The following is a 21,806-nucleotide window of genomic DNA, read 5'->3' as shown; positions in this document are numbered from 1 at the left end:
CGCAGCGCTGATCAGTGTGGCCGCGATGTTCGCGGCGAATGGGTTGGTGTTGGGGGCGTACGCGGGCTCCCTGCCCACCCTGCGCGAGCACCTCGACCTCACCCATCCGATGCAGATTCCGGCAGTTCTGTTGGTCGTCGGGCTGTTCGGCATCTTGGGCATGCAGATCGGCGGTCGGGCGACCGAGCGCAACGGCCCGAGAACCGTCGGATTGGCGGGTTTCGCGCCGCTCACCGTGGGCGCGCTGCTGTTCGGACTTTCCCCCAACTATGCGACATCGCTCGCGGCGGGAGCACTCATCGGTGTCGGGAACGGCCTGCTCGACGTGGCGATGAACGCTTTCGGGGTCCGGGTCGAGCAGGGGTTCGGGGGCGCTGTCATGAGCCGTCTCCACGCCCTGTGGTCGCTCGGCAATGCGATCGGCGCCGGCGTGGTGCTGGTCGCGGGACGGTTGGTGGACGCCGCGCCCGGCGTACTCCTCTCCCTCGCCCTCACCACCGCCGCAGCCATCGCGCTGGTGACGGGCCTCGCACTGGCCCGCTGGTGTCCCCCGACGCCGCCGGAGCCGAGCGCTGGAGCCGCCGACGGCCGCGGCAGAATTCCTCCTGTCGCCTGGCTCCTGGGCGCGATGGCGATCGCGTTCGGGCTGGCGGAGGGCACCGCATACGACTGGTCCGCCATCCTCATCACCGACGTCGCGGGCGTCAGCCCGGATGTCGGGGCAGTCGGGCTGACGGTCACCGCCTCCGCGATGGTCGTGATCCGTCTTCTCGGCGACTGGCTCGTCGACCGGTTCGGCCGGCGAGCTGTGGTCCGGTTCGGAGGTGGTTGCGCAGCTGCGGGGTACGCAATCCTCACGTTCAGCACACCACTGCCGGCACTGCTCATCGGCTGGGCGATGGTCGGCCTCGGGGTCGGCATGATCGCCCCACAGGTGTACGCCGTCGCGGGGCATCGCGGTGGACCCCGCGGGCTGGCGCTCGTGGTGACGTTCGGCTATGCGACGTTTCTCGCGGGCCCGGCAGTGATGGGTGCGCTCATCGGTGTCGTCGGGATCCAGCCGGCCATGGTGGCGCCCGCAACGATGTGCCTGGCGCTCCTCCTGCTCGCTCGCGGAATGCCGAACCCTGCCCGATCAGCCGATCGGCACTCCGCCTGACGAGGCCACCACAAACCGCCCCGGGGTCAGCTGCGATCCATCACTCCTGGGCGGCGCGCTCCTCCAGCTCCGCCTGGGTCTTGATGATCAGATCGTGATATTTCGGATCCTGGTCCTCCAGGAGACCCTTGGGCCCCCGCATGTAGGCAAACAGCAGGTGGTGGGCAGCTGCCTCCATGTTGCCGAGCTCATATTCGGCTTGGCCGCGGCGCAGCTGGATATAGGCATTGCTCAGCCCGGCGGGTGCGTTCGAGGCCGCGGTGAAGTTATCGCGTGCCTCCTGCCAACGCCCCGCGTCGAAATGGATGTTCGCGATCGAGGCATAGAGCCACGTCGCTGCGACCCACTTCTCCTTGGGCTCGTCCAACAGGTTCAGCCCTGCCTCGAAGCTCTCCAGCGCGGCCTCGTCCTCCCCCGCGTCCAGTTGCGAGACGCCGGCCCGGACGAACTCGTCGAGCCTTTCGGCGATGGCCTCGTCCATGTCCTCGTGGTCGTGATGCGGATCCTGCGGCATGACTCTCCTTCAGTCGGTGTACGCGTGGGTCAGCGTACGCAACCCGACCGACATTCTCGCCACTAGACCGTGGGCGCCAACTCGAGCAAGCGGCCATTGCCGCCGTCCTCGATCACCCAGATCGAGCCATCCGGCCCTTGGGCCACATCCCGAATGCGCTGACCCATGTCCCACTGATCACCCTTGGTGGCCTCGGTCCCGTCGAGGTCGACCCGGATCAGCGCCTGTCCGGACAGTGCTCCCACGAAAGCGTCGCCCTGCCACTGCGGGAACGTATCGCCGGAATAGATCATGAGCGAACCCGGTGAGACCGAGGGGGTCCACCAGACCTTGGGGGGTTCGAAGCCATCTCCGGGGGCATGATCGGGGATCTCCCCACCGCCGTAATGCGAACCGTTCGACGCCCGCGGCCAGCCGTAGTTGCGGCCCTCGACGATGAGGTTGATCTCGTCCCCGCCCTGGGGACCCATCTCCGATGACCAGAGGTTGCCGTCGGCGTCGAACGCGATGCCGAGCGGGTTCCGGTGGCCATAGGACCAGATCTCCGCGGAGACGCCGCCACGATCGGCAAATGGGTTGCCGTCGGCGGGCGACCCGTCGGGGTTGAGCCGGAGGATCTTGCCGAGGTTGGTCGACAGGTCCTGAGCGGGCTCCATCTTCTGCCGATCACCGGACGACACGAAAAGGTGGGTGCCGTCCGAGCTGAAGGCCATCCGGTGGGAGAAGTGACCGTTGCCGGTGGTCTTGTCCTGGCGCCAGATCACGCTGAGGTCGACCAGTTGCGCAGTCGTCCCGGCGGACTCCAAGCGGGCCCGTCCGATGACGGCACCGGATTCGCCGCCGTCGCCCTGCTCCACCCAGCTGAGATAGATCGTGTGGTCCTGCTCATAGGTGGGGCCGGGCACCACATCGCCGAACCCGCCCTGGCCCGCGTCGACCACCTGTGGCGTGCCCTCCACCGTGATCGTGGCACCCGATTCCTGATCACGCAGCAGCAGCTCGCCGGATTTCTGGGTGATGAGCAGTTGGTTGGTGCCGGGCAGGAAAGCCATGGCCCAGGGATTCGACAGCACCGCGACCTCGCGCGGCTCGAACCCGCTCGGGGTCACATCGGCGGTCGGCGTCTCCCCCGGAGTCGCGGTCGCCGTGGCACCGGGGGTCGGACTCGCCGTCTGCGCCGGTGCCGGTGCCGGCTCGGTGGTCGGAGAGCAGGCCATGAGCGCGAGGGAGGACACGAGTGCGGTGGCCAGGGCGGTTCGTCGCATGCAATGACCGTACCCAACCGAGCCGCCCCACCGAAGGCTCAGGCGGAGCGGATCATCAATGCACGTAACAGTTCGGACAACTGCCGCCGCTGGGCCCCGTCGATGCCCGCCAACAGTTCCTTCTCCTGCGCCAACAATGACTCAAGGGCGCCATCCACCACGTTGCGGCCGGCCTCGGTGAGTCGCACCAGCACACCGCGGCGATCGTCCGGGTCCGGTGAGCGACTGACGAAACCCCTGGCGACCAGCCGATCGACCCGGTTGGTCATGGTGCCCGAGGTCACCAGCGTTTCCTTGAGCAGGCGTCCCGGCGAGAGTTCATAGGGAACGCCGGCTCGCCGCAGCGCCGCGAGCACGTCGAACTCCCAGCCCACGATCTCGTGGTCGGCGAATGCGTCCTTGCGTGCCATGTCGAGCAGGTGGCTCAGCCGGGTGACGCGACTCAGGACCTCCATCGGCGACAGGTCGACGTCCGGCCGTTCCCGCTGCCAATCGGCCAGCAGACGGTCGACATCATCGGACATGACGCCATCCTAGACAGAAATCTTGACGTCGAGAATCTTGTCGCTCTCGCCCAAGTCGTCAGGGATCCCGTGGGTCCGGTGGCGGCCAGGGTCATGCGCAGGACGTGATGAGCCGGGCCCCGGCAACCGGACCGACCACCCGCCGGACGGCCCGCGCGACATCCTGGGCCCCCAGCGTCACGCTGAGCGCGACGGCCGCCTCCTCATTGCGGCACAGAAAAGCGACGGTCGGGCCGGAACCGGAGACGATCGCGGCGAGCGCTCCGCACTCGAGTCCGGCGTCGATCGTGGTCCGGAGGTGGGGCTGCAGGTCGATCGCCGCCGCGGCGAGGTCGTTCCGCAGGTGACGGGCCAGTTCCTCGGAATCGCCGGTCGAAAGCGCATTGATGAGCTCGGTCGGCATCTCGAGGTCGCAGCCCTCGGGCTGCAGTTCGTCGAAGCGCCGATAGACAGCGGGAGTCGACAGACCGAAGTCGGCGAAGGCGAGCACCCAGTGGTGGCTGCCGCGGCTCAGCACCGGGACAAGCTTGTCGCCCCGGCCCGTGCCGATCGCAGTGCCGCCGAGCAGCGCGAAGGGGACGTCGGATCCCAACTCGGCGCCGTATTCGCGGAGTTCCTCGGGGTCGATGTCCAGATCCCACAGCACGGAACAGGCCAGCAGAGCCGCTGCCGCATCCGCCGAACCGCCCGCCATGCCGCCGGCCACCGGAATGGACTTCTTGATGCTGAGCCGGACGCCCAATCGGTCGTCGCCATAGTTCTCGGCAAGCAGCCGAGCAGCCCGAACGGCCAAGTTGGAGTCGTCCATTGCGACGTGGTCGATGCCCTCCCCGGACATCGCAACGGAGAAATCCCCCGGCTCGGCCTCCTGGGCAGTGAGCTCGTCGTGCAGAGAAACAGCCTGGAAGACGGTGGTGAGGGGGTGATAGCCGTCGTCCGCCAGCGGACCGACGCACAGGGCAAGGTTAAGCTTCGCCGGCACCCTGACCCGGACCGTTGGTGGCAGATCGACTAGTTCGGACACACCGTCACGCTAACTGGCACTGCCGACCGCCCTGCGGCCGGGTGCATGGACGCCGACATCCGTTGTCAGCGCGGCAGCGACGTGCAGATGCAGAACCGGTTGCCGTCGGGGTCCGCCATCACCCACCACTCGGGCGCATGCGAATCGTCGACCAGGGCGCCACCGGCATCGAGAACTCTCTTGATCCGCGCCTCGGGCTCGTCGTGGGGCACCCAGATGTCCGGATGCCAGCGCTGAACCCGGTCCGTCTCCCCCGTCGACGTCCCCGCGGTGTCGGCCGGCTGGAACCAAATCGTCGGCGCGAAGGTGCTGCCGGCCACCTCGTCCTCGACGATCTTGCCGCCCAGGACGGCAGCCCAGAACTTTGCCTGCGCTTCCGTCCGTGCGGTGTCCAGCCCGAACTCGACCACCGTGTGGTCGGTCACTGCTTCGTGGCCGGCAGCCGCGGCAAGCTCGGAGATCTTCTGCGCCAGAGCGAGGTCGCGCTCGGTCACCCCGCCGACATCGTGGGAGTTCAGCTTCACCTCCACCCGGGGATAGGTCAGCGTGAGGTCCGGGTGATGGTTGGCCTCTTCGGCAACCTCGGTGATCTGTTGGACGAGCGCGAGTCCGGCGGTGAAACTGCCGGTCCGGAAAGTCGCATAGAGGGCGTTCAGCATCATCCGCCAGTCCGCCAAATCAGCGGCGAGGACATCGGAAAGCTTCAGTCGTTCGCTCATGACTCCAGGGTCGCAAACGACTCGGACAATGTTGCGCGCTGGTGCCCCTCGGCGTCGAAGTTGGCCGGGTCGAGCCACCTGCGGTGGGCGGACCGCACGCGCGGCCAGTCGCCGTCGGTCAGCGAGAACCAGGTCGTGTCGCGAGACCGGTTCTTGTAGACGACGGAGTTGCGAAACGTCCCCTCCTCGGTGAACCCCAGCCGGGTGGCGGCGCGTCGGGACGGCTCATTGAGGCTGTCGCACTTCCACTCGAGCCGGCGATAGCCGAGGTCGTCGAACACATGTCTCGCAACGAGATGGGTGGCCTCGGTGGAGGCAGGGGTCTGCTGGAGTTCTGGGGCGTACAGAATTGCGCCGATCTCCGTCGTCCCGTTCGCCGGATCGGACCGGATGATCGACAGGATCCCGAAGGCCCGATCGGTGCCGGCGGGGACGACGGCGTACGCAATGTTCGGCGCACTCTGGGACCGCCGGATGATCGCCAGAGCCGAATCGAGGTCGGCGGGCGGCTCGTCCGTCCGATAGGTCCACAACTCCGGATGGGGAGCCAACACCGTCAGGAGATCGGGGGCATGCCGCGCAGCGAGCGGGTCGAGGCGCACCCACTCCCCCACCAACGGCACCGGCTGCGGAAGCGTGCGTGGAGACCAGTCGATCGGCTCGCCGATCGGCTGACCGAACGAGTTCTTGCGGGTCACGGGCACATCCTAGGATCGCGGGCATGAACTCTGCCTCGTGGAACGAACGGTACGCCGCAACCGACCTCGTGTGGTCCGCCGATGCCAATCGCTGGGTCGTCGAGGTCGCACGCGAACTTGAGCCCGGGCGGGCTCTGGACCTGGCTGCCGGCGAGGGCCGGAACGCGATCTGGCTGGTCGAACAGGGCTGGGAGGCGAAGGCGGTCGACTTCTCCCAGGTTGCGATCGAGCGGGCGGCGAGCTTGGCGGCTGCGCGCCTGGGTGAGCGACTGTCGGCCTTCACCGCGACGGTCGGGGACGCGACCGAGCCCCAGGGATCGGGGTTTGATCTCGTGCTGTTCAGCTATCTGCATCTGCCCGAGGATGAGTGGCGGCAGGCATTGGCCGCAGGGATCGACTCGTGTACGCAGGGTGGGCGCCTGCTCATCATCGGCCATGCGCGGCGGAATCTGACCGAGGGAGTGGGCGGGCCGCAGAACCCGGCGATCCTTTATGACCCGGAAGAGGTCACGGCGTTGCTCGACGGGCTGCCGGTCGAGGTGGAGCGCGCCGAACTCGGTCGCCGCGAGGTGCAGACCGACGATGGCACGCGCGTGGCCTTGGACACGGTGGTGGTCGCCCGTCGGCTCTGAACGGCTTGGGACCATGGGATTGGCGTTCCGTTCCGTGTCTTCCACCCTGATTCGGCTCCAGTTCGGGCGAAGGAGAAGAGGCGATCCATTGGCGGATCGCTGAGCTCGAGCATTGACACTCAATAATGTCGGAGGCAGTCCGTAGGGTTTAGATCACCAGTTCGATTATTGGCGAGGTGATTGTGATGACCCACCCGTTGCTGATTCCACCGCACGAGTCTGAGCCAAAATCCGCAGCGGACTCGCCGCCGTCGGCCCCGTCCGCTCCCAAGCCTGCGTCGGGGACGAGCGAGCCGGCGGAGGCCTGGGACCGGGTGCGGGTGATCCAAAGCTTGGCAGCGGCTGCCGCCCGGTCGCGGGAGGCCGAAGTCGATCAGTTCGCGTTGATCGCTGCGGCGGCGGATGTGTACGCGTGGGTGGACAACGCGGAGGAGGCAGCCGAGGTTTACGGAGGCGGGTCGCCTCGAGCGATCCACGGGGAACGCTTGTGGCAGTTCGGCGCCGACGGCACCCCGGAGGTGGCGGAGTTCATCACTTTTGAGGTCGGCCCCGCGCTGGGAACCTCGCCGGAATCCGCGGCGACGCTGATCGCGGATGTCTTGGATTTGCGGCACAGGTTTCCGCGGACGTGGCAGTTGGTGCTGCAGGGTCGTGTGCTGGGCTGGCTGGCGCGGCGGATCGCGCAGAACACCCGTCGCGCCGGATTGTCCCGCGAGCTCGCTCACGAACTCGATCGACATATCGCGCCGTTCATTGAGGGGTGGACAGCGCACCAAACCCTGATCCGGGTGGCGATGTTGATCGCACGGTTGGATCCGGAGGGGGCCGAGGAACGGCGCCGGCAGGAACTGGCGGCCCGATTCGTCGCGATCACCCAGGGCGAAGCCGGCACCGCCGTTTTGCACGGGCAGTTGGACGGGCCGGCCGGCCGGGCGTTGGACCAGACCCTGAACGATCTCGCGGATGTGCTCGACGCCGCCGGACTGGACGGGTCGCGGGACGAACTGCGCGCGGCGGCCCTGGAGGCTTTGGCTGATCCGATGTATGCCGCGGATCTGTTGCACGGCACCATCGCCCACCTCAGCGACCCGACCGACACCGGCCCCACCGACACCGGCCCCACCGACCCGAGTCCCACCGGCTCCACCGGACCGGTGCCCGGCCCCCGTCCGGACACCGGGCTGGGCAGTCCGTGGCGGATCGGGACGCTGAATCTCGATCTGCACCTGACCCTGGCCGATCTGATCCTCGGTGCCGGTGGCACTGCCAGCCAGCTCGGAGAGGTGGCCAGATCGCAGATCGATGAGTTGATCGCCCGCGCTGACAAGGTGGTGATCACCCCGGTCCTGGACCCATATGCGCCGGACGGAGTGGAGGGCTACGAGATCCCCGACCGGATCGCTCGCGCGGTCAAGCTGCGCAACCCCACAGTGGTGTTCCCGTTCAGCAACCGGGCCTCCACCAGCGCGCACGTGCAGGTGGACCACGTCATCCCGCACCCCGATGGGCCGACCCACACCGACAATCTCGCGCCGGAGTCCACCAAGGCACATCGTGCGAAAACCTTCGGCGGATACCGGACAACCACCATCCGGCCGGGGACCTATCACTGGGTCACCCCGACCGGGCAACAGTTCTGGGTCACCCCGCACGGCACTTACCGGGCCGATCCCGACACCCCGCCACCGCGGGCGTTCCTGCGATTGTCCGACCGCGCGCGCCGAGCCCTCCTCGACGAGGACGCCCACGCCGACAACGACAGCCATGCCCGGCGGGACAGCGCCCCGCCCCAGGACAGGGTCCGCGACGGGCTGCCACCACACACGCTTCACCCCGAGCCCATCCCCAACCCCGACCCCCGCCCACAGTGGAACGGCACCATGACACCGCCCGGCGGTGGCTGGCCGGCAGTCGATCCAGACGCCCCGCCACCCTTCTGACGACGCCCCGGCGCCACGCCAGCACCCCGTCGGTCCCGCACTCAGCGGCGCACCGACGGGGTGCGAAGCATGCCGCTTCGCCAATCCCCATTGACGTCGGGGGGCACCGACGTACAGTGGCCGCGTGACCGACCGACCCTCCATCAGCACCCTGGGTGAACTCCGCGATTCGGGCCACGTGGCAAAGGCGCTGCGCGAGGAGATCCGCGACAACCTGCTCGCCGCGCTGGCCGACGGACAGGACCCATGGCCCGGCCTGCACGGGTTCGAGTCCACCGTGATCCCCCAGCTCGAGCGTGCCCTGATTGCCGGCCACGACGTCGTCCTGCTGGGCGAGCGTGGCCAGGGCAAGACCCGCCTGCTCCGCACGCTCGTGGGGCTCCTCGACGAGTGGACGCCCGTGATCGAGGGCTCCGAACTCGGCGAACACCCCTACCATCCGATCACCCTCGCCTCGCAGCGCCGGGCGACCGAGCTGGGCGAGCAACTCCCGGTCGCCTGGCGCCACCGCGACGAGCGCTATTCGGAGAAGCTCGCCACGCCGGACACCTCGGTGGGCGACCTCATCGGCGACGTCGATCCGATCAAGGTCGCCGAGGGCCGCAGTCTGGGCGACCCCGAGACCATCCACTTCGGCCTCGTCCCACGCAGTCACCGCGGCATCGTCGCCATCAACGAGTTGCCCGACCTGGCCGAGCGCATCCAGGTCGCCCTCCTCAACGTGATGGAGGAGCGCGACATCCAGATCCGCGGATACGTGCTCCGCCTTCCGCTCGACGTGCTCCTGGTCGCCAGCGCGAACCCGGAGGACTACACCAACCGCGGCCGCATCATCACCCCGCTCAAGGACCGCTTCGGCGCGGAGATCCGGACCCACTATCCGATCGAAATTGTCGATGAGGTCGCGGTAATCCGTCAGGAAGCCCACCTCGTGGCCGAGGTGCCCGATGTCCTGATCGAGATCCTCGCGAGGTTCACCCGCGAGCTCCGCGAGTCCACCGCCGTCGACCAGCGCTCCGGCGTGTCCGCCCGATTCGCCATCGCCGGCGCCGAAACCGTCGCCGCTGCGGCCCTCCACCGGGCGACCGTCCGGGGCGAATCCGAGGCCGTCGCGCGACTCGTCGATCTGGAGGCGGCCGTCGATGTCCTGGCCGGCAAGATCGAGTTCGAGGTCGGCGAGGACGGCCGCGAGCTCGAGATCCTGGGTCACCTGTTGCGGACGGCGACCGCTGCGGCCGTGCGCGAGCATCTGCGCGGCATCGACTTCGGTCCCGTCGTGTCGGCCATGGACGGCTCGACCCTGGTCACCACGGGCGACCGCGTCACCGCCGAGGAGTTCCTCGAAGCCCTCCCCCAGGGTCCCGGCGCGGTCTATGACGAGGTCGCGGACCGCCTGTCCGCGCGTACCCCCGGAGAACGCGCCTCCGCGCTCGAACTCGCCCTCGAAGGGCTCTATCTAGCACGGCGGATCGGCAAGGAGACCGGCGGCAGCGAAACCGTCTACGGCTGACGCGGGACGACCTCTTATAGGTCACGCTCTTGCCATCCTTGGCGCCGATGACCTCCATGGCGCGCCGCTGAGTTGTTCTGGTCGCGGACGCTGGGGTCCCGGCCGCCGGATCGGGGTTGTCGAAAATGTCGCGCCGCGGACCAACAGCGCCTGCGTGGCTTCGCAGCGATGCACAACTCCGACGTTGTGATTGGCGCAGCGGAGGCTCCGGGCCGGCGAACGGCACGTACGCTGGCGCCATGGCTCGCCACACCTCCCGTTATGGCCGCTATCGCGGCGGCCCGGATCCGCTTGCGCCGCCGGTGGACCTCGCGGAGGCGCTCGAGCACATCGGTCGCGAGGTGATGGACGGCACGTCGCCGGAGCGAGCGATGCGGGAATACCTGCGCCGCGGCACCCGCAACCAGACGGGCCTCGACGATCTGGCCCGGCAGGTGGCCCGCAAACGGCAGCAACTGCTGCAGCGGCATCGCCTGGACGGCACTCTCGAGGAGATCCGCGAACTGCTCGACAAAGCCGTGCTCGCCGAGCGCAAGCAGCTCGCCCGGGACCTCGACGACGACGCCCGGTTCGCCGAGATGCAGATGGAGAACCTTCCCCAGAGCACCGCCGCGGCAGTCAACGAGTTGCGCGACTACAACTGGCGCAGCCCCGAGGCGCGCGAGGCGTACCAGGAAATCTCCGACCTCATCGGCCGCGAGTCCCTGGATCAACGCTTCGCCGGCATGAAGCAGGCCTTGGAGAACGCCACCGATGAGGACCGCGCCCGGGTCAACGAGATGCTCTCCGACCTCAACGAACTGCTCGAAGCGCACGCGCTGGGCGAGGACACCGACCAGCAGTTCCGCGACTTCATGGCCAAGCACGGCGAGTTCTTCCCGGAGCACCCGGAGAACATCGACGAGCTGCTCGATGCACTCGCCCAGCGCGCCGCCGCCGCCCAGCGCATGCGCAACTCCCTCTCCCCCGACCAGCGAGCCGAGTTGGACGCGCTGGCGGCTCAGGCGTTCGGCTCTCCGGAACTCATGGAGTCCCTTGCACGCCTCGACCAAAACCTCATGGCATTGCGCCCCGGCGAGGACTGGGACGGCAGCGAGGAGTTCGACGGGCAGCAGGGCGTCGGGCTCGGCGAGGCGACCGGGATGATGCAGGACCTGGCGGAGTTGGACGAGTTGGGCGCACAGCTGTCACAGCAGTACGCGGGCGCTGCCCTGGACGACGTCGATCTCGACGCCCTGGCGCGCCAACTCGGGCCCGAGGCTGCGGTGGACGCCCGGACGCTGACGGAGCTGGAGAAGGCGCTGCGGGACTCGGGCTATCTGCAGCGCGGGTCGGACAACCAGCTCCGGCTGTCGCCGAAAGCGATGCGGCAGCTGGGCAAGGCGCTGCTGCGGGACGTGGCGGAGCGGCTGTCCGGGCGCACCGGCAACCGCGACACCCGCAACGCCGGCGCCGCAGGCGAACGCACCGGGTCGTCACGGCTGTGGGAGTTCGGCGACACCGAGCCGTGGGACGTGACCCGGACCGTGGCCAACGCCGTCCAGCGGACTGTCGCAGAGGGCGGCGATGCAACGCGAGGCGTGCGACTCGGGATCGGCGACATCGAGGTGACCGAGACCGAGGCGCGGACCCAGGCGGCGGTGGCGTTGCTGGTCGACACCTCGTTCTCGATGGCCATCGAGGGCCGGTGGGTGCCGATGAAACGCACCGCCATTGCTCTGCATCACCTGATCTCGACCCGATTCCGCGGCGACGCGCTGACCGTGATCGGCTTCGGCCGGACCGCCGGGACGCTGGACATCGCCGAGCTGACAGCACTGCAGACGAACTATGGGATCCAGGGCACGAACCTCCACCACGGGCTGCTGCTGGCCAACCGGTTCTTCCGCCGACACCCGTCGGCGCAGCCCGTGCTCCTCATCGTCACCGACGGTGAGCCGACAGCGCACCTCGAACCGGACGGGGAGGCGTACTTCGACTATCCACCGTCGCAGTACACACTCTCGATCACCGTGCAGGAGCTCGAACAGGCGATGCGCCTGGGCGCGCAGACGACCTTCTTCCGCCTCGGCGAGGATCCTGGGCTCGCGCGCTTCACCGAGGCCCTCGCCCGGCGGGTGCAGGGACGGGTCATCGCGCCGGAGCTCGACGATCTGGGTGCGGCGGTCGTGGGGTCGTATCTCAGCGACCGCCGCCGCTGGTGGATGGACTGAACGACGCCTCGGCAGCGCACTCAATGCGGCTGAGGTTGCGGCTCCGGCACCAGACCCATGCGGCGCATGGCCCCGAGTTCGTCGCGCACGCCCCAGTGCTCGGCGAGCCGATCGCCCTCGGTGCGATAAATGTGGAGCGTCTCCATCTCGTACGCCCGGCCGGCGGCTTCGGGGCCGTGGATCTGCGGCACACCGACGCCGGTCGCCACCGCCCGCACCACGATCCGGTCGTCGGTGGTGATGAGGTCCTGCAGCTCATAGCGGATGCGGAGGACCTGGGTGACGAACCCGAGAATCTGTGCGTACCCCGCCGGTCCCGGCGGAATCGGCATCGGCGAGCCGTGATCGACGAAATCGGCGGTGACGCACTCGGGGATGCAGGACAGATCGCCGGAGTTGATCGCGTCGAGGATCCGCATAGCGGCAGGGAGAGCGGCGTTGCTCATGGTCGGTATCCTTTCACCAGAAGGCTATTCCACTGGAATATTAATCTAAGCAATTGGAGGCCCGGTGACAACCCGCCCGTATGACAATTCAGCGCGCCGCGAGGCCGCCGCCGCGACTCGGCACCGCATCATCGTCGCGACGACGGAACTGCTGGCGGCTGAGGGGTACGCGGGCTTGGGCGTCATGGCCGTGGCTCGCGCGGCGGACGTGAGTCAACAGACGATCTACAACTCCATCGGCGGGAAGAGCGCCCTGCTCAAGGCGTGTTACGACGTCACACTCGCAGGTGATGAGGACGAGGTGCCGATGAGCCAGCGGCCCGAGTTTTCGGCCCTGCGGGAGGCCGGGAGCGCCGACGAGTGGGTCGAGCGCTATGCCGCGTGGTCACGCCTGCTCAGCGAGCGGGTCCATCCGATCCTCGGCCCGCTGGTCGGTCTCGGCGTCGCGCGGGATGCGGGCGCGGCGGAGTTCCTCACCACGATCGAGCAGGAGCGCCGGGTAGGCAGCACCCACGCGATGACCGCGTTCCACAAGAGCTTCGGCCTGCCGGACGGTTTGTCCCTCGAGCAAGCCATCGACATCTGTTGGACGCTGAACTCGCCGGAGCTGTATGCCCGGCTGGTCGGTCAGTGCGGCTGGACGCCTGAGGAATACCAGAGCTGGCTCGCCGGAGAACTGCGAGCGTCATTCCTCGCAACACCCTGACTGCTGCCCTGTCCGTTGGGAGGTCGCGCAAGCCGATCACGTCACGGCCCGCGACCCACAACAGACGGGTTCGCAAACGTCAACGTTGGGTGAACTCGTGGCGAGGCGGCACGACTACGCTGCTGCAAGAGGGACGACTCAGCGAGGAGGACGATGGTGATGACCGACAACTCCGCGTGCGCACGGGCTCTGGCCGGGCGCCTTTTCATCGGCGGCGAGTGGCGGGATGCGAGTGACGGCGCACGCCTGACCGTCGAGGATCCCGGCACGGGTGAGGCCCTTACGGACGTGGCCGCCGGCACCCCGGAGGACGGCGTCGCAGCGATCGGCGCTGCCGCCGCAGCGGCGGCCGATTGGGCCGCCACTCCCCCGCGCGACCGCGCCGAGATCCTGCGTCGGACCTGGGAGCTGCTGATGGCCCAGCGCGCCGAAATCGCCAGGCTCATCGCTCAGGAGTCCGGCAAGGCGCTGACGCCGGACGCCGAGGGCGAGGTCGACTATGGCGCGGAGTTCCTGCGTTGGTTCGCCGAGGAAGCCTGCCGCGGCATCGGGTCCTTCGCGACCGCGCCGACCGGGCAATATCGCATCATCAAGCAACTGCAGCCGGTCGGCGTCTCGGTGCTCGTCACCCCGTGGAACTTCCCGCTCGCCATGGCGACCCGCAAGATCGGCCCGGCGCTCGCCGCCGGATGCACGGTGGTCCTGAAGCCGGCCTCTGCCACGCCCCTGACCTCGTTCGCACTGGCCGAGTTGTTCCGTCAGGCAGGGCTGCCGGCCGGTGTCCTCAACGTCGTCACCGCACATTCCACCGGCGACGTGGTCGGCGCGATGCTCGCGGACTCCCGCGTCCGCAAGCTCTCCTTCACCGGCTCCACCGAGGTCGGACGAGGCCTGCTGCAAGGCGCTGCACAGAACGTCCTGCGCACGTCGATGGAGCTCGGTGGCAATGCGCCGTTCGTGGTGGCAGCGGATGCGGACATGGCGACGGCCCTCGACAGCGCGATGGTCGCCAAGCTCCGCAACGGCGGTCAGGCCTGCACCGCGGCCAACCGGTTCATCGTCCATTCCAGTCGCGTCGACGAGTTCTGTGCAGGGTTCGCGGAACGGCTGCAGGCGGTGACCGTCGGCTATGCACTGGATCAGGACACGCAACTCGGTTCGATGATCAGTGCCGACGCCGTCGACGGGATCCTCGAACTGGTCACGGATGCCACGTCGCGTGGCGCGCAGATCGTCGTCGGTGGCGAGCGCATCGACCGCGCGGGCTACTTCATGCAGCCCACGCTGTTGCGCGACGTGCCTCGGGATGCGCGCTGCCTGACCGAGGAGATCTTCGGCCCGGTGGCGCCGGTGACGACGTTCGACACCTTCGACGAGGCGATCGAGCTCGCCAACGACACCGAATTCGGGCTCGTGTCGTTCATCCAGACCGCCGACCTCGCGACCGGCCTGGAATTCGCCGACCGCATCGAGTCCGGCATGGTCGGGATCAACCGCGGCGTCGTGTCCGATCCCGCAGCGCCGTTCGGTGGCTGGAAGCAGTCCGGTCTCGGCCGCGAGGGCGGGCACGAAGGACTGTTGGAGTACTTGGAGACCAAGTACGTCGCCGCATCCTGGTGACACGCGCAAGAACTGAACAGTCGATCGGGCCGCGGTCGGCGTGTCGCCCGCAATCCGGAGATCGATTGTTCAGTTCTTGCGGTCTTGGTCGACCAACCGTCAGAGTCCCTGGCCGTCGCCCGATCGGCTCGGGTCTTCGCCGGGGCGAGCCGCATCCGCGTCCGCGACGGATTCCGGCGCCGCCGCACCAGGCGTGGCCGTTCCGTGCGCGGCCGCACCGTCCGCAGCGTGCACACCGTCCTCAGCGTGCGCACCGTCCTCAGCGTGCGCACCGTGCTCGTCGCCGTGCTTCTTCCCGAACGGCAGCACGTGCATGATCGCGACGATGATGCCGCCGATGATGAGACCGAACAGGAACGAGAAGAAGGTGTTCACGAGCCAGCCGAGGAAACCGCCCAGCGGTCCGGTGGCGTCGCGCACGAGGACCTCGAGGTGGTGCACGAAGTCGTAGGGCGCCGTCCAGCCGAACCCCACCGAGTGCTCGAGGTCATAGAGACCCTTGAGCAGGATGTGCCCACCGACCCACAGCATCGCGATCACGCCGACGACGGACAGCACCGCCAGGACCTTCGGCATGGCCCTGACGAGCCCGTTGCCGAACGCCTGCGAGCCCTTCGACTGGCCACGGGCGATCCGCAGGCCGATGTCATCCATCTTCACGATCAGCGCGACTGCGCCGTACACACCGACGGTGATCAGGACTGCGACCACCACCATGGTGGCGAGCTTCATCCAGATCGAGGCGTTCGGGTCGATGCTGCTCAGGGAAATGACCATGATCTCGGCCGAGAGGATGAAGTCGGTGCGAATCGCACCCTTCACCATCGCGTCCTCCTGGCCCTCGCCCTTGACCGAGACCGGTGCCTCCTTCGCCTTGGAGTGGCCGCTGAGCTTCTCCCAGATCTTCTCGGCGCCCTCGTACGACAAATACAGCCCGCCCAACATCAGCAACGGAGTCAGAATCCAGGGCAGAAACTCACTCAGCGCGATCGCCACCACGAGGATGATCAGCTTGTTGATGATCGAACCCTTTGCGATCCGCTTGATCATCGGCAGCTCGCGGTCGGGCGTGAACCCGGTGACATAGCGCGGCGTCACCGCGGCGTCGTCCACCACGACACCGGCAGCTTTCACGCTCGCCTTGCCGGCCATCGCGCTGACGTCGTCGACTGACGCGGCGGCCATGCGAGCCATCGCCGCGATGTCATCCAACAGGGCAGCCAGTCCGCCGCTCATGGGCCCAGTCCTCTCCTGAACGCGTGGTGCGATCCTCGCTCAAGAGTAGGGGGAGGCGGGCAACCCCACCTCCCCCTGTCCGTCGTGACGCGCGGATCAGTTCTCCGAGCGCTCCCGGTCGATCAGGCCGAAGAACCGCACGATCTCCGCGGCAGCGTCCGGTCCGCTCGGGTCCGCGTAGGATCCGCCCGCTCGTCCACCCGACCACGTGTGCCCGGCTCCGTGGATCACCAGGCGTTCGGCGACGACGCGACCGTCGCGCTCCACGAGCGTGCGTTCGACCTCGCGTCCGCCCACCTTTTCCTGGTGGGTACGCCGCAGCGCACCCGCCGGGGCGAACTGCTCCAGCACGCCCGCAGCATTGCTGACATCAACCGTGGGGTCCGCATCGCCATGAATCACGATGGTCGGCAGCGCCCCCGCCGGCGCGGTCGCCGGCGCCTGCCGCATCGCGGAAAAGGCGGAGATCATGTCGGTCGCTGCGCCATGGGCCAGGCCCGAGTGCACACCGATGCCCGCGAAGACATCCGGATAAGTCGCACCGAGCACGCTCGACATCGCAGCCCCGGCCGAGAAACCGGCGACAAACACCCGGGACTCGTCGATGTCATGCTCGGCCGCGATCTCCTTGACCAAGCCGACGAGGATCGCCGGCTCGCCGACGTCGCGCTGTTGGTCGGAGCGGTTGAACCAGTTCCAATAGCGCATTGGGTTCGCTGCCGTGATCTGCTCCGGATAGAGCGCGATGAACCCGTGCTCATCGGCCAGCGCGTCGAACCCGGTCGCGTCCGCGAAGGAAGCCGCGTCCTGGGTGCCGCCATGGAGCAGAACCACCAGTGGGCGAGGGCCGGGCGGCAGATCAGCCGGGACGTGCAAGCGATAGGGGCGACTCGTGCTCGCTCCCGCTCCGCCACCGAGACCCGGCAGGGAGCCGAGATCGGGCAGGGACCCCAGTCCCGGCAAGCCACTCAGGTCTGGCAGGGACGCCAGATCAGGCAGGGAACCGAGACCTGGCAGCGAACCGAGGTTGGGCACCGCGTGCGTCCGCGGCGATCGCGCCCGGCAGGTCGGCGGCGGGGGCACAGCGCTCGAGCGGCGAGCGTGGCCCGTTCGGAGCCTGGCCGAGCAGTCGGCACGTGGCACCTCATCGTCGACAGTCTCGCCCTCGATCACGACGGCATCGTCCGGTAGCTGGTGGACCTGATAGGTGGTGGGCTCGGCATCGATGGGCGCGCCACTCAATGCGCGCTGGATCATCGCGGTCGCTTCGGCAAGCCGACCGGATTTGGTCAGGTGCAGAGCCTCCGCCATGGCAGTGGGGTCGGGAATTGACAGGGAAGTGGGCATGGTGATTCCTCACATGTGTTCGCGGGGCCGGCCGAGCCAAGCTCGTCCGGTTGAGGGGTCGCCGATCAGATGATGCGGCGAGGTGACGTGTCTCGGATCGTCAGATCCGGCAAATGAACCGTCCGCGGGTCAACGGACCCGGGGGGATCAGAGAATTCGCGACCGCAGCGCGGCCTTGACTGCGGCGGAAGCCCGGAACGCGCCCAACACCTCGATGGAGGCAATGGTGGCCAGTGCGAGTTCGGGCGTGACATCGTCGGCGATCGAAGCCAGACCGAGGACGCGCACCTCGGTCATCTCTCCCGCCGCCTGAAGCGCTTCCAGGTCGGTGCGGGACAGGTGATGATTGCCCAGTTGAAGTGTCCGGCGGACGACGGTCTGCTGCACCGCCGTCGCCCGGGTCGCCAGCTGGGCGCGGATGGCCGAGCGGATGAAGTCGGTGCGGTTGGCATAGAAGCCCTCCTGCACCAGCAGGTCGATCTCCCCCAGGTCGACGATGCCGAGGTTGACGGTGATTTTCTCCGTCTTCTCCGGCTCGGGCCGACCCGCTGCGGGGCTGTCCTTCACCATCGGAACTCCGATCTTCTTGATGATGAGATCATCCTAGCACCATCCCCTTGGATGGCAAGTGGAATCCCTGACCCATCCATGCGGAACCAATCCCAGCCGAACCGGACTCACCCCGCGGCGGACAGGGCCTCGGCTATGCGGGCGAAATCGACCACCTCGAGCGCTTCCCCGCGCAGAGTCGGATCGATCCCGGCTGCCTCGATCGCCGCACTGGCGGCAGCCGAGGAACCTGCGATGCCGGACAGTGCGGCGCGCAGCATCTTCCGTCGTTGGGCGAAGGCGGCATCAATCACCCGGAAGACCTGTTCCCGGGTGGCGGTGGTGACCGGCGGGTCACGGCGTACCAACCGCACCAACCCCGAATCCACATTCGGCGCCGGCCAGAACACCGACGGGGGCACGGTGCCGACGCGCTTGGCGGAGCAATACCAGGCCATCTTCACCGACGGGACCCCATAGACCTTCGACCCGGGCAGCGCGACCAGGCGGTCGGCCACCTCGAGCTGCACCATCACCAAGCCGCGTCGCAGCGAAGGAAAAGCAGCCAACAGATGGAGGAGGACGGGGACGGAGACGTTGTACGGCAAATTCGCCACCACCGTCGTCGGCGCCGGCTCGGGCAGCTCGTCAACCCGCAGGGCATCGGCGTTGATCACGCGGAGCCGCTCCGCCGAGCCCGGCAGGCGGGCCGCCGCGGTGACCGGCAGTTGCGCCGCCAACGAATCCTCGATCTCCACCGCGGTCACCTGGCGCGCGACCTCGAGCAGCCCCAAGGTCAGCGACCCCAGCCCGGGGCCGATCTCGAGTGCGACATCGTCGGGTTCGACCTCGGCCAGCGCGACGATCCGCCGGACCGTGTTCGCATCGATCACGAAGTTCTGCCCGCGCTGCTTGGTGGGCCGCAGGTCGAGCTGAGCAGCCAACTCACGGACCGTGCGGGCATCGAGCAATCCGCTCACCAGACCTCCTTGTGGATCAGCTCCGCGCGGTCGCGCCGTTTCCGGGTCCGCGCCGAGCCTCCGACACCCACCCGGTCAGCGGGCCACCCCAGAGCGAGGGCGCCGACGGATAGTTGATCGGAGGGTACGCGGAACGCGCGACGCACCGCCTCCGCGCGATCCGGCGGCACGCCGAAAAAGCAGGCACCCAGGCCATGGGCGGTTGCGCCCAACAGAACATTCTGCGCGGCCATGCCCGCATCGACCCACCAATAGGGTGCTGCCCACGGCTGCGCTTCGGGATCAGTGCCCCAGCCCTTGTCCGGTTCTGCATAGCGCCGCTCATAGGCCCCGCGGTCCGTCCACACCAGGACCACCACGGGCGCCGTCATCATCCCGGCGAGCCACGCGTTCGGGGGTTCGGTGACCAGCTGATTCGGGTTGACACCTTTCGGCAGGGTGGTGACCGCCCAGAACCGGCGTACGCGATCGCCCGTGAGGACCAGCAACGAAACCGCCTGCGTGAAGCCGGCCGACGGTGCGCGCAGCGCGTACCCCACAATCTCGTCCACCAACTCAGCCGCCACCTGTTCCCCGGTGAAGCGCCGCGTCATGTGCCGGCGGCGGATCACCTCCGGCAACGCAGGGCCCCGGGCGCTGTCCTCAGCCATCACTCACCAGGCACCACCGAACGCAGCGAAGGCGTTCGCGGTCAGGGCGTCACAGAGTTCTTCGACGGGCTCGTCGCGGACCTCGGCCATGAAGCGGACCGTGTGCGGGATCAGATAGGAGGCGTTCGGATAGCCGCGCCACGGCATCGGCACCAGATAGGGCGCGTCGGTCTCGACCAGCACCCGGTCCGCCGGGGTGACCCGGAGCGCCGCACGCAGATCCTCGTTGGCCTTGTAGGTCACCGGCCCCGGGAAACTCAAATAGCCACCCCGGTCCAAGCATTCCCGGGCGAACGCCGCGTCACCGGAGAAGCAATGCATGATGAACCGCTCGGGTGCCCCCTCGGCATCGAGCACTTTGAGAATGTCGTCGTGCGCGTCGCGGTCGTGGATCACGAGGGTCTTCCCGTGCGCCTTGGCGAGCGAGATGTGCGCCGCAAACGATTCGTGCTGGCGGGCCTTCCCCTCATCCTCCCTCGTCCGGTAGTAATCGAGCCCGCTCTCCCCGACCCCCCGCACGCGGTCCTCGGCCGCCAAGGCGTCGAGCTCGACGAGCGCGGCGGAGATCTCCGCCCGGGTCATGCGCGCCGCCGTGTTGGGGTGCAGCGCGACGGTCGCGATGATCTCGGGGTGCTCCTGGGCGACCCGCAGCGCCCAGCGCGAATCGTCGACGTCACAGCCGATCTGGACGATCCGGGTGATGTTCACCTCAGCCGCGCGGGCAAGGGCGTCGGCCGGCGACAGCCCCGTGACATGGTCGGCGGTGTCCAAGTGGCAGTGGGAGTCCACCACCGGCCGCGGCAGCGGTTCAGGGCTCGGGGGCAGTTCCTTCTTCACGCCCGGGAGTGTACGCCGCAGCGGTCACTTGGCCCCGAACAACCACCTGCGCAGCAACACGCTCGCCCTCGGCATCACGAGCCAGGTCATGATCGCGGTCACCGGGAACGACATGAACAGCACCCGGACCGGGATCGGCCAGTCGCGGACGAACTGCCCGAAGACCGTGTATTCCAGCACCTGCAACAAATAGATCACCACACCGGAGACCAGGAACATCTTCCACTTCGGCGGCGGGGGCGTCAGCATGCCGGGCAGCGAGAACCAGGTCTCCAGGCCCGAGACCTTCTGCGCGGCGACCGTCTCCATCAGTTCGGCGCCCTCGTCGAGGAGGTCCTGACGCTCGGCGCTCGCCTCCCAGGCGTCGAGCGTCTCCTGGCTTGCGAAGCGATAGACGACGTGCCAGTTCTGGGGGTCCCCCTCCCCCGCGCCGGGTTTGAGCCGACCGCAGCCGAGATAGCCCGGGAACGCCGAAGCCGACTCCGTCAGCCGGTCCGCCCATGCCTCGAAGTCCGCCTCACGTCCCGGCATCACCCGACGCGCGATCGTCACGGTCACCGGGTCCTCGCCCACGGCCACCTCCATTGGTGAATCGTTGCTGGGGGGATCTTACGCACGATCGACCGTCCCACCGATCCCCTGCCTCCGTCATTATCGGCTCGACGCGCTCTTCGCCGGCTCGGGGCGCTCGACGGCGCCAAGCAGGTCGACGAGCGTTGGGCACGTGCGCGGAGCGCGCCGCGAGTGTTCCGCCACCCGCGACCCGCGACCACATGACAGGCTGAGACCATGAAGTTCCGTGCGGTGCTGGAGAACCGCGGAGGCAATACGGCCGCTTTCACCGTCCCCGCCGACGTCGTCGACGCTCTTCAAGGCGGCCGGCGCCCAAAGGTCGTCGTCACCTTGGGCGACCACACGTGGCGCTCGAGCATCGCCGTCTATGGCGGAGTGCACTATCTGGGTGTCAGCATCGCCAACAGAAAGGCCGCGGACGCGATCGATGGCGAGACCTATGACGTCCAGCTCGAGCTCGATGTCGCTGAGCGTGTGATCGAGACCCCGGCAGACCTCGCCACCGCGCTCGAGGCCGCCGGAGTCGAGGCAGCGTGGGGACTCCTGTCCTTCAGCCGCCGGCGGAAGCACGTCATGGCGATCGAGGGCGCCAAGCAGCCCGAGACCCGCGCCCGCCGGATCGCGGCCTGCGTGGCGGCGCTCCAGAACTGAACACGCCGCGCCG

At 68.2% G+C, this 21,806-nt stretch carries 22 protein-coding genes; 8 read left to right on the top strand and 14 right to left on the bottom strand.

The window, feature by feature from the left end:
* The first annotated feature begins 25 nt into the window (after window positions 1-25).
* Entirely contained in the window at window positions 26-1,159 is a 1,134-nt protein-coding gene (locus tag ACQ260_RS07995; protein WP_432558902.1) for an MFS transporter, read from the top strand.
* Window positions 1,160-1,199: 40 nt separating this feature from the next.
* Here the strand turns inward: ACQ260_RS07995 and ACQ260_RS07990 are convergent, their stop codons facing one another.
* From ACQ260_RS07990 to ACQ260_RS07965, 6 genes are all read right to left on the bottom strand, one after another.
* Complete coding sequence (locus tag ACQ260_RS07990; RefSeq protein WP_432558901.1) at window positions 1,200-1,673, bottom strand: hypothetical protein; 474 nt, start codon at window positions 1,671-1,673, stop codon at window positions 1,200-1,202.
* 62 nt (window positions 1,674-1,735) lie between these two features.
* On the bottom strand, window positions 1,736-2,938 hold the full coding sequence (locus tag ACQ260_RS07985) for a PQQ-dependent sugar dehydrogenase (RefSeq protein WP_432558900.1): 1,203 nt from the start codon (window positions 2,936-2,938) through the stop codon (window positions 1,736-1,738).
* 38 nt (window positions 2,939-2,976) lie between these two features.
* The gene (locus ACQ260_RS07980; RefSeq protein ID WP_432558899.1) at window positions 2,977-3,462 is read right to left on the bottom strand and encodes a MarR family winged helix-turn-helix transcriptional regulator; all 486 of its coding nucleotides are present in this window, start codon (window positions 3,460-3,462) and stop codon (window positions 2,977-2,979) included.
* A 91-nt stretch (window positions 3,463-3,553) separates the two neighbouring features.
* On the bottom strand, window positions 3,554-4,486 hold the full coding sequence (locus tag ACQ260_RS07975) for a 4-(cytidine 5'-diphospho)-2-C-methyl-D-erythritol kinase (protein ID WP_432558898.1): 933 nt from the start codon (window positions 4,484-4,486) through the stop codon (window positions 3,554-3,556).
* 65 nt (window positions 4,487-4,551) lie between these two features.
* Window positions 4,552-5,205 (bottom strand): 4a-hydroxytetrahydrobiopterin dehydratase, encoded by a 654-nt coding sequence (locus ACQ260_RS07970; RefSeq protein ID WP_432558897.1) that lies wholly within the window; start codon window positions 5,203-5,205, stop codon window positions 4,552-4,554.
* A complete protein-coding gene (locus ACQ260_RS07965) occupies window positions 5,202-5,903 on the bottom strand; it encodes a GNAT family N-acetyltransferase (RefSeq protein ID WP_432558896.1) in 702 nt (233 codons plus the stop codon). The genes ACQ260_RS07970 and ACQ260_RS07965 overlap by 4 nt, the downstream gene beginning before the upstream one ends.
* A 23-nt stretch (window positions 5,904-5,926) precedes the next feature.
* On the opposite strand from ACQ260_RS07965, the gene ACQ260_RS07960 reads away from it, so the two are divergent.
* The 4 genes from ACQ260_RS07960 (at window position 5,927) to ACQ260_RS07945 (ending at window position 12,198) form a co-directional block, all read left to right on the top strand.
* Entirely contained in the window at window positions 5,927-6,535 is a 609-nt protein-coding gene (locus ACQ260_RS07960) for a class I SAM-dependent methyltransferase (protein WP_432558895.1), read from the top strand.
* Window positions 6,536-6,720: 185 nt separating this feature from the next.
* The gene (locus tag ACQ260_RS07955) at window positions 6,721-8,475 is read left to right on the top strand and encodes a DUF222 domain-containing protein (RefSeq protein ID WP_432558894.1); all 1,755 of its coding nucleotides are present in this window, start codon (window positions 6,721-6,723) and stop codon (window positions 8,473-8,475) included.
* A gap of 124 nt (window positions 8,476-8,599) precedes the next feature.
* Window positions 8,600-9,985 carry a magnesium chelatase ATPase subunit I gene (locus tag ACQ260_RS07950; RefSeq protein WP_432558893.1) on the top strand — a complete coding sequence of 462 codons (1,386 nt, stop codon included), beginning with the start codon at window positions 8,600-8,602 and terminating at the stop codon, window positions 9,983-9,985.
* A gap of 239 nt (window positions 9,986-10,224) precedes the next feature.
* A complete protein-coding gene (locus ACQ260_RS07945) occupies window positions 10,225-12,198 on the top strand; it encodes a vWA domain-containing protein (protein ID WP_432558892.1) in 1,974 nt (657 codons plus the stop codon).
* 20 nt (window positions 12,199-12,218) lie between these two features.
* Here ACQ260_RS07945 and ACQ260_RS07940 read toward each other — a convergent pair whose 3' ends face one another.
* On the bottom strand, window positions 12,219-12,644 hold the full coding sequence (locus tag ACQ260_RS07940; protein ID WP_432558891.1) for an ester cyclase: 426 nt from the start codon (window positions 12,642-12,644) through the stop codon (window positions 12,219-12,221).
* 64 nt (window positions 12,645-12,708) lie between these two features.
* Between ACQ260_RS07940 and ACQ260_RS07935 the strand changes: the two genes are divergently transcribed.
* Window positions 12,709-13,350 carry a TetR/AcrR family transcriptional regulator gene (locus ACQ260_RS07935; protein ID WP_432558890.1) on the top strand — a complete coding sequence of 214 codons (642 nt, stop codon included), beginning with the start codon at window positions 12,709-12,711 and terminating at the stop codon, window positions 13,348-13,350.
* Between the two features lie 159 nt (window positions 13,351-13,509).
* Window positions 13,510-14,970: an NAD-dependent succinate-semialdehyde dehydrogenase gene (locus ACQ260_RS07930; protein WP_432558889.1), complete on the top strand. Its 1,461-nt coding sequence runs from the start codon at window positions 13,510-13,512 to the stop codon at window positions 14,968-14,970.
* A 99-nt stretch (window positions 14,971-15,069) separates the two neighbouring features.
* Here ACQ260_RS07930 and ACQ260_RS07925 read toward each other — a convergent pair whose 3' ends face one another.
* The 7 genes from ACQ260_RS07925 to ACQ260_RS07895 form a co-directional block, all read right to left on the bottom strand.
* Entirely contained in the window at window positions 15,070-16,206 is a 1,137-nt protein-coding gene (locus tag ACQ260_RS07925) for a DUF808 domain-containing protein (RefSeq protein WP_432558888.1), read from the bottom strand.
* Window positions 16,207-16,302: 96 nt separating this feature from the next.
* Window positions 16,303-17,553 carry an extracellular catalytic domain type 1 short-chain-length polyhydroxyalkanoate depolymerase gene (locus ACQ260_RS07920; RefSeq protein WP_432558887.1) on the bottom strand — a complete coding sequence of 417 codons (1,251 nt, stop codon included), beginning with the start codon at window positions 17,551-17,553 and terminating at the stop codon, window positions 16,303-16,305.
* Between the two features lie 147 nt (window positions 17,554-17,700).
* A complete protein-coding gene (locus ACQ260_RS07915; protein ID WP_432558886.1) occupies window positions 17,701-18,123 on the bottom strand; it encodes a ribbon-helix-helix domain-containing protein in 423 nt (140 codons plus the stop codon).
* A 107-nt stretch (window positions 18,124-18,230) separates the two neighbouring features.
* Window positions 18,231-19,082, bottom strand: coding sequence for a 16S rRNA (adenine(1518)-N(6)/adenine(1519)-N(6))-dimethyltransferase RsmA (gene rsmA, locus ACQ260_RS07910; RefSeq protein WP_432558885.1), 852 nt, complete (start codon window positions 19,080-19,082; stop codon window positions 18,231-18,233).
* Window positions 19,079-19,732: a nitroreductase family protein gene (locus ACQ260_RS07905; protein WP_432558884.1), complete on the bottom strand. Its 654-nt coding sequence runs from the start codon at window positions 19,730-19,732 to the stop codon at window positions 19,079-19,081. The genes rsmA and ACQ260_RS07905 overlap by 4 nt, the downstream gene beginning before the upstream one ends.
* A gap of 3 nt (window positions 19,733-19,735) precedes the next feature.
* Entirely contained in the window at window positions 19,736-20,569 is an 834-nt protein-coding gene (locus ACQ260_RS07900) for a TatD family hydrolase (RefSeq protein ID WP_432558883.1), read from the bottom strand.
* Window positions 20,570-20,593: 24 nt separating this feature from the next.
* On the bottom strand, window positions 20,594-21,154 hold the full coding sequence (locus ACQ260_RS07895; protein ID WP_432558882.1) for an antibiotic biosynthesis monooxygenase: 561 nt from the start codon (window positions 21,152-21,154) through the stop codon (window positions 20,594-20,596).
* A gap of 204 nt (window positions 21,155-21,358) precedes the next feature.
* Between ACQ260_RS07895 and ACQ260_RS07890 the strand changes: the two genes are divergently transcribed.
* On the top strand, window positions 21,359-21,793 hold the full coding sequence (locus ACQ260_RS07890; protein WP_432558881.1) for a YdeI/OmpD-associated family protein: 435 nt from the start codon (window positions 21,359-21,361) through the stop codon (window positions 21,791-21,793).
* Window positions 21,794-21,806: the final 13 nt, after the last annotated feature.

The organism is Ammonicoccus luteus, assembly GCF_050880385.1.
GTDB lineage: Bacteria > Actinomycetota > Actinomycetes > Propionibacteriales > Propionibacteriaceae > Enemella.
Note: the sequence above shows the minus strand (reverse complement) of the source record. Positions and strands in the feature narration are given on the sequence as shown.